The 8,789-nt window shown below is 38.9% G+C and carries 2 protein-coding genes; both read right to left on the bottom strand.

All coding sequences use genetic code 11. The annotated features are described in order from the left end of the window. Positions 1 to 8,188: DUF4347 domain-containing protein (locus AB2B44_RS10440; RefSeq protein ID WP_369049530.1), on the bottom strand; the 8,188-nt coding region annotated here is incomplete at its 3' end. A 263-nt stretch (positions 8,189 to 8,451) separates the two neighbouring features. Further along, on the bottom strand, positions 8,452 to 8,789 hold a 338-nt coding region (locus tag AB2B44_RS10435; protein ID WP_369049529.1), incomplete at its 5' end, for a PorP/SprF family type IX secretion system membrane protein.

Genomic DNA, 8,789 nt, shown 5'->3' with positions numbered 1-8,789 from the left:
TAGCATGAGGGTCGATACGTACCGTAAAGCTTACCGTAATTTTATCGCCTGGGGCTAATAAACCATCGGTACCTACTAACAAGCCACTATTTGAGCTACCACCATCATAGGCTGAATTCGCCGTTGGTGCTACCGAATTACCACTCGTATTGGTGAGCGTAACCTCTGGAGCTACTAATACCCCACCACTACTATCTGATTCACTACTCGCTGTAAAGGCACCGCCTAATTGATCTGCTGCTGTTAAATCATCTACTAAAGTTAACTTATCTATATCTACATCGCCCATGTTTTCTACTACAATGGTATAAACCACATCAAACGTGCCATCTGAATTAGCTACGGGCTCACTAACACTCTTCGCACTACCTAACTTTGGAGACATTGCTGGTACCACTATTGGCGTTGGCGTACCAGTTTCCTCCCCTGGATTAGTTGCTGGATTACCTCCCGTATCAGTCTTGTCTACTACTGGTGAACCACTTGGATCGGTACCCCCTGCTGTAGCCGTGTTTTGTAAGGTCGAAGGAGCATCAACAGCATGAGGATCTACACGTACCGTAAAGGTTACCGTGAAATAATCACCTGGAGCTAATAAACCATCAGTACCTAATAATAAACCGTCATTACCTCCGCTATAGTTTGTATTTGCTGTTGGCGCTACTGATTTACCACTCGTATTGGTGAGTGTAACCTCTGGTGCTACTAATACCCCGCCACTACTATCTGCTGCCGAACTTGGGGTAAAAGCACCGCCTAATTGATCGGGAGAAGTAAGGTCATCTAATAAGGTTAATTTTTCTATATCAACATCGCCCATGTTTTTTACTATAATCGTATAAACAACATCTAGGGTGCCATCAGTATTTAACGTAGGCTCTCCTGCACTTTTAGCACTACCCAACTTGGGAGTCATCGCAGGTGGGGTTAATGGCGTTGGCGTACCTACGCCCTCGCCGGCATTGGCTGTCGGATTGTCTCCATTATCCGTTCTGTCTTCTGTTGTTGAACCACTGGGGTCTTTACCACTCGCAACAGCCGTGTTTTGTAATGGTGAGGGAGCACCACTGGCATGCGGATCTACCCGTACCGTAAAGGTTACCGTAAATTTATCGCCAGGAGCTAATAAACCATCCGTACCCAATAATAAACCACTATTAGCAATACCGCCATCATATCCTGCATTTGCCGTTGGTGCTACCGAATTACTGGTTTCATCTTTTTTCTCTAACGCAACAACTGGAGCTACCAACACACCGCCTGTGCTATCACTAGCTGAACTTGGGGTAAAGGCACTACCCAATTGATTGATTAAAGTTAGGTTATCACTTAATGTTAACGCTGTTATGTTAACATCGCCTGTATTTTGTACCGTAATAGTATACACCACATCAAACGTACCATCTGGATTTAACGTAGGCTCACCCGCACTTTTTGAACTACCCAATTCTGGATTCGTTGTTGGGGGCGTTAATGGCGTTGGCATGCCTACGCCTTCGCCTGAATTAGACGTTGGACTTGTTCCGCTATCACTCTTATCTTCTACCGAGGCTCCACTTGGATCGGTACCTTTTACTGTAGCCGTGTTTTGTAACGGATTTGCAGCTCCACTGGCATTCGGATCTACGCGTACCGTAAAGGTTACCGTAACTTGATCGCCAGGGGCTAATAAACCATCGGTACCTAATAATAAACCGCTATTGGCACTTCCGCCATCATAGGCTGTATTTGCTGTTGGCGCTACCGAATTTTTACTCGTATTGGTGAGTGTAACCTCTGGTGCTACTAATACCCCGCCACTACTATCTGCTGCCGAACTTGGGGTAAAAGCACCGCCTAATTGGCTAGCCAAAGAAAGGTTATCTGATAAGGTAAGGTTGTTTATATTAACATTACCTGTGTTTTCTATTAAAACGCTATAAACCGCATCAACCGTACCATCAGCATTTGAAGTCATAGACACCAACTCTTTTGAACTACCTAATTCTGGATTCGTTGCAGGAGGTGTTAATGGCGTTGGAGTACCCACATCTTCTCCTGGATTGGTTGTTGGTTCATCTCCTGAATCGGTCTTGTCTGATACCGTTGTACCACTTGGATCGGTCCCTTTTACTGTAGCCGTGTTTTGTAACGGATCTGCAGCTCCACTAGCATTCGGGTCTACGCGTACCGTAAAGGTCACTGTTAATTCATCTCCTGGAGCTAAAGCACTTGCCGTAGCATCAAATAAGCCGCTATTAGCACTACCGCCATCGTAAGCTGTATTTGCTGTTGGCGCTACCGAATCGCCACTGGTATTGGTCAACGCTACCACTGGAGCTACTAATACCCCGCCACTGCTATCTGTTGCCGAACTCGGCGTAAAGGCGCCACCTAACTGATCAGCGGCTGTTAAATCATCTTCTAAAACAAGTGAACTCAACATCGAATCGCCCATGTTTTTTACGGTAATGGTATACGCCACATCAATCGTACCGTCTGGATTTAACGTAGGCTCACCAACACTTTTTGAACTACCTAATTTTGAATCAAAACAGGCTGGGCTAAACGTGTTCTCATCTTCACTACTGCCTATTCCTTGAACTACAGCACTCGTTGCTGGTGAAACGATTGAAACCCCATAAGTTGCACTTGAGCTATCTGAATCTACCGTTGTGCCTAAACTATCATCGCTCTGTAAATCTGTTAAGGCATAACTACCATCACCCTCTATTGCATCGGGACAGCCATCATCATCACTGTCTAAATCTAAATAATTCGGTATACCATCGCTGTCGTAGTCTGAACAAAAAGTTCGTCCAAAATTCACTAAAAAAGCATCTCGATTACCTGGATTGTCAATAAAGGTAAATGAGCCTCCACTAATTAAAGAACCATCAGCCAATTCAAATCGCATACGCCCATTATACAACCGTCCAAGTTCGTTTATTACAAAACGATAATCTCCATTTTCAGTTAATGTTGGTCCTGTAATATTTGTAAAATTGAGTAAGGTAAATTTTACAGCGCCAATGCCACTTACTTTGTTTCCATCGAGATCAAAAACTCCAATATCTACAGTTAATTGAGCGTTATCAAAGTCAAGAATCTCCATAAAATTTCCTACCACTACCTTATTAGGGTCTGTAGTAACATCTACATCTGTATCTGTTAGTTTAAAATACCCATTATTTGGGTTTCCAGCAGCTTCTTTATCTACATTTTTATTTATATTGAAGCGAACTTTTTTATCGGAAGCTGTCGTAGTTACTCTAGAATTATAAGCGAACTCATACGTTGCATTGTCATCTACACTTGTAGAAAAGCTTGCTCCTGTTTGTGGGCTTACAGCACCTAAATCGGTATCAAAAACATTTGTTGCCAATAATTCTTCTTCTGAAGACTGACATTCTGCTGTATCTAAAATACCATCATTATCATCATCTAAATCGCAATTATCAGCTATACCATCGCCATCGTTATCTGGATAACCTGAAGCAGAAGCATCACAACATACCACAACTGAAGCATTTTGCGATTCACCTACTGCTTGTCCTGTTTCGGCAGCTGTTGGTACACCATAACTCTGGTTACCTGATGTAGTGTCAACGCCTCCACTAATACTTCCATTAGAACTTAACTGGCTATATGTTATGTTTGCGGCTCCTTCTATTGCATCTGGACACCCATCGTTATCAGAATCTAAATCTAAATAATCTGGTGTACCATCACCATCAGTATCTATTGGATTATCGGGGTCAGCACCTATTTCTACCGAATCTAAAATACCATCATTGTCATCATCTAAATCACAATCATCGGCTATGCCATCACCGTCGTTATCTGGGTAGCCTGAAGCAGAAACATCACAACATACCACTACTGAAGCATTTTGCGATTCACCTACTGCTTGCCCTGTTTCTGTAGCTGTTGGCACACCATAACTCTCACTTTCTAAGATAGTATCAACATCTCCTGAAACACTAGTATCTGTATTAAGCTGATCGTATTGTATATTACCCCCACCTTCAATTGCATCGGGACATCCATCGTTATCAGAGTCTAAGTCTAAATGATTAGGTATTCCATCATCATCAGAGTCTAATTTTACACAATCTACGGACAATCGAATTTTAGCAATATTTGCACCCGGATTGGCTGTAACCAATCTAATCGTAAGACTTGTTACATTATTGGAAATAACAGACCATTGAGAATCATCAGGAGAAATAAAACCACTAGAATTGGTAGTAGCTGGGCTAAAACTAACTTGACTGGTATTATTTCCTGTAATATTTTGAAGTTGTTTTCCTGTATAATAACTTGTTCCTGAATTGTCGGCAACTACATTGGTAACTCCTGGGTCTGAAACGGTTAACATAGAATTGTCGCCTTCGACTGAAATTGTCCAAGTTTCTAGGCTTTCAAAAGCGCCAGAGGCATCTGCTTGTGATAACTTTATATTGGTTGGAAATTCAAAATCAATTTTATATTCTGAGACCTCAGTATTTATGCTATTTGCAAAGTTTAAATCACCATCTGCATATCCCCTAGGAAATTTAGAATAAGTAGCTGTATGATTTGAAGTAATATTTGCTGAAGCTTCAGCTGCTCCGTATGGAGTATCCATGGGTGTAGAATTGAGTATATAATCACCCGAACCTGATATATCGGTTAAATTAAAGGTACGAAATGCACTACATAACATTTCATCGGCATCTAAAATACCATCGTTATCATCATCTAAATCACAATCATCAGCTATACCATCGCCATCGTTATCTGGATAACCTGAAGCAGAAGCATCACAACATACCATTACTGAAGCATTTTGCGATTCACCTACTGCTTGCCCTGTTTCTGCAGCTGTTGGCACACCATAACTCTGACTACCTGATGTAGTGTCAACGCCTCCACTAATACTTCCATCAGAACTTAACTGGCTATATGTTATGTTGGCAGATCCTTCTATTGCATCTGGGCATCCATCACCATCACTATCGATATCTTGATAATTAGGGATACCATCACCATCAGTATCGCATTGTTCAAGAACAAAAACTTGAAAAGGCTCATTACCTCCTTGTGAATTTCCTGGATATAAATAATTTTCTATCTCAAAACTAGTTACATAACCTGTAGAAATGGCTTCCCAAGAGGGACCACAAACCGCTGGTCCTACTGCAGGTTGAGCTTGAAATATAACCTCATTCGTTCCACTTCCAGAAACGGAAGCTGGGTTATACATATTACCTGATATAGTACCATTAAGAACAGATTCACCACTATACACTCTTACTGTTTCCCCATTATTTAAACAATTTTGAGGACCAACAATTTTTATTTTAGAAGGGCGATCCAATACAAATTTAGTTAATATACCCGCTTCATTTGGGCTATTTCTAGTTGTGTTTATTGCTCCATTACCAAGGGTTGAATACGTAGGTGAGGCTGAAGCTGTGTTAATGTTCATACTCGTATTGTCAACTGCATTTGGCGAAGGTGCTGTAGTAACTGTTACTGTGTAAGGAGCTCCAGTATTTGTTGTTTGAAAAGAATGTTCGCCTCCAGCTTGATAATCAGCTACAGGAACAGTATTCCAATCATCAGGTTGTATTAACACAAAATTTTCTGGGCACTCAACAACATCTAAAATACCATCATTATCATCATCTAAATCACAATTATCAGCTATACCATCACCATCATTGTCTGGATAACCTGAAACAGCAGCATCACAACATACCATTTCAGCTGCATTTTGAGACACCCCTACTGTTTGCCCCGAACCTGCTGCTGTTGGCACACCATAAGTTGTGCTTCCAGAGGTAGTATCAACACCACCTGAGATAGCCATGTCTGAGTTAAGTTGACTATATTGTATATCTGCCCCACCTTCAATGGCATCTGGACATCCATCGTTATCAGAGTCTAAATCTAAATAATCTGGAATGCCATCTTTGTCATAATCTGGTTGTGTTGAGTCTCCTGCCATCGTATAAAACACACATTTAGCCCCATCGTTACTACTAGCAGCAGGGCCTTGAGTAAAGTATTCAGCAGTATATGTTGAAGCATTTAGGTCAACCTTATATATTATTCCAGTACTATTATTACCTAAATATATTATTCCATTCATATCTGAATATGCTGCCCCATAACTACCAGAAGGTAAATTAGTAATCGCTTCTAAATTGTTCCAACTATTACTCGCACTATCGTATTCCCACAAAATATTAGATTTATTCTCAACACCATAAAATTTACCTGTTCCATACACATAAGTAATATCAGGAATATTTTTACCCTTATTACCACCTTTGTTTTCAATCCATTGCATATAAGTTGAAGAATCAGGATCTGCATCATATACATTTAACCCAGCAGATGGATGATAAGTATAAAACAACTTATTATCTATATCTATATCTCCTGAATTACCACCAAAACTAGCACCTGTTTTTCCAGTCAAACTAGAGTTATTAATTCTTGCTACTTCAACACCTTTTGTAGGGTCAATAATTACTAATTCATTAATATTATCAGTTCCAAAAGATGAAACACCAATATCAATACCCCATAAATAACCATCATGGTAATTATATCCTATTGCGTTGAATCGATGTCCTTCAGGAAAAGTATATTGTGCTGAAGAACTACCATCATTATAAACACTATATATAGTAGATGGATTACCAGAAGATAAATAAGCTTGTGGAGTACAACCTCCAACTTTTGAATAATCCTCAAAACCTTCTTCAACATCTGTAATCCCATCATTATCATCGTCTAAATCGCAATCGTCACCTATACCATCTTTATCATTATCTGCAAATAAAGTACTTACCGAATTACAAGAATCACACTCGGTTGATTGTATGTTTTGATTTGCTGAAGTACCTTCGTCTTGTCCGCCAGACACAGCAAGAGGAACACCTTTTGCATCAACAGTACCTTTTACAGTGCGATTAGGGTTTAAATCAGCAAATACTAAGCCACCACCACCTTCAATAGCATCTGGACATCCATCGTTATCAGAATCTAAATCTAAGTAATTTGGAACACCATCACCATCGGTATCTTGTGGAATACACACACTACCGATTAACGAAACCTCTGTAATTTGAGCAGGACTAGACGTCTCTTTTGTAATAACCCTAACATCTATGTCCGTTACATTATAATAGGTTTGAGTTAAAGAAAACTCTTGCCTATGTGGTCCATTATCACCAGCTGGCTCAGCTGTATGGGGTTCTGTTATAACCCCAGCATCGGATGTAATTATCACTTCAAAATCTACTACTTGATTCGAATCTTGCCCCGCATCATTATATAGTACAAATTTGGTTACCTCATCTAAAGTAACGGCTAAGGTAAAATCTAACAGTAATGGCGTGCCTCCAAAATCAGTACCAGTACCACTCCCCCACTCTGCATAACTGCCATTTGCATAACTAGTTCCATTACCATCAATAATACCTTGACTATTGTAAGGACGAATATTTGATGGCTTGTTTGCCGATACTGATTTAAAAATACTAGGCCCCGTTAACTCTTCGTTTATCAATTGCGATTGGGCTTCAACACAATCTAAAATTCCATCATTATCATCATCATCGTCATCCTTATTACAGTACCCGTCTCCATCAAAATCATCACCAGGGCCAGTACCCCCAACAACTCCAGCACAGCTTTGTAAATCATAGGCATATTTTTTAAAGGCATCAGTTTGAACCTTACCTATTTCTAATAACCAGTCGCCATTTACCCCCGTAATATTAGTAGACGCCGCTACAGAAACACCCAGTGTTTTCTCTAAATAAGAAACCGCTTGCTGCCCTTTAGCACCTTTACCAAATTCGCATCCGTAAATATTTATTTGAGTAATCGTACTTTTTATTAGCTTATGTTTTAAAAATACAGCTATTTGCTCAGCGTTTTTCCACTTACCATCAAGTAACAACTCACCTGGCTTACCATGTGAAAACAACTGAAACACCGTACTGCTTTTTAAAAGTGTTATTTGTTGAAATAAATAATTTTTTTGCTGCAAACTATTGTCAACAAAAAAATTAGTTTTTGCATCAACAGTATTTAAAACAATACTTTTACTAAAAGCTGTTTGTGTAAGAAAGGTAAAAACAGATACAAAAAAAATAAGAATGTATTTTTTTACTCTAGATTTTAGATTAATAGCCCTTTGATTCATAATTTAATTTAATTGATATGAGACATTAATATTAACGTGTTTTTAAGATAAATTTATTAATACTTTAACAAAAGTAACCAAAAAGTAAAAATAATGATAATTATATAATATTTTTTTAAGAAAAAAAAATATTATGCTTTTTTTATAAAAATACTTCGTTAATACTGCTTTATTTCGTTTGTTAATTGTTTATTATTTTTAGTTGTTTTTTTATTTTAAAAAACATTTACTATGCTTATTATACCTAACTCATTATTAGTACTTTAAAAGAATCTAGGAGATATAATTTTAGGGTCTTTAAATATTTCGTAACGCACCATTATTTCATGGGTTCCTGAATTGTAATTACTATACTCTGACGATGTTAAATCATAGGCATAACCTATATTGAGCCCTCGACTAACCTGAAAACCTACAAGAGCACTTATAGAATCGTCCCATCGCCATGATAACCCTGCACTGAACTTTTTGTTGAACAAAAATGATGCGGATACGTCTAACGATAAGGGTGCTCCTGAAACACCTTTAAATAATAATGCTGGTTTAAACTTCGTGTTTTCACTTAAATCAAACACATAACCTCCTATTAGAAAAAAGTGTA

It is taken from the genome of Tenacibaculum sp. UWU-22, assembly GCF_041021355.1.
Taxonomy (GTDB): domain Bacteria; phylum Bacteroidota; class Bacteroidia; order Flavobacteriales; family Flavobacteriaceae; genus Polaribacter.
This window is presented reverse-complemented; position numbering and strand designations above follow the sequence as displayed.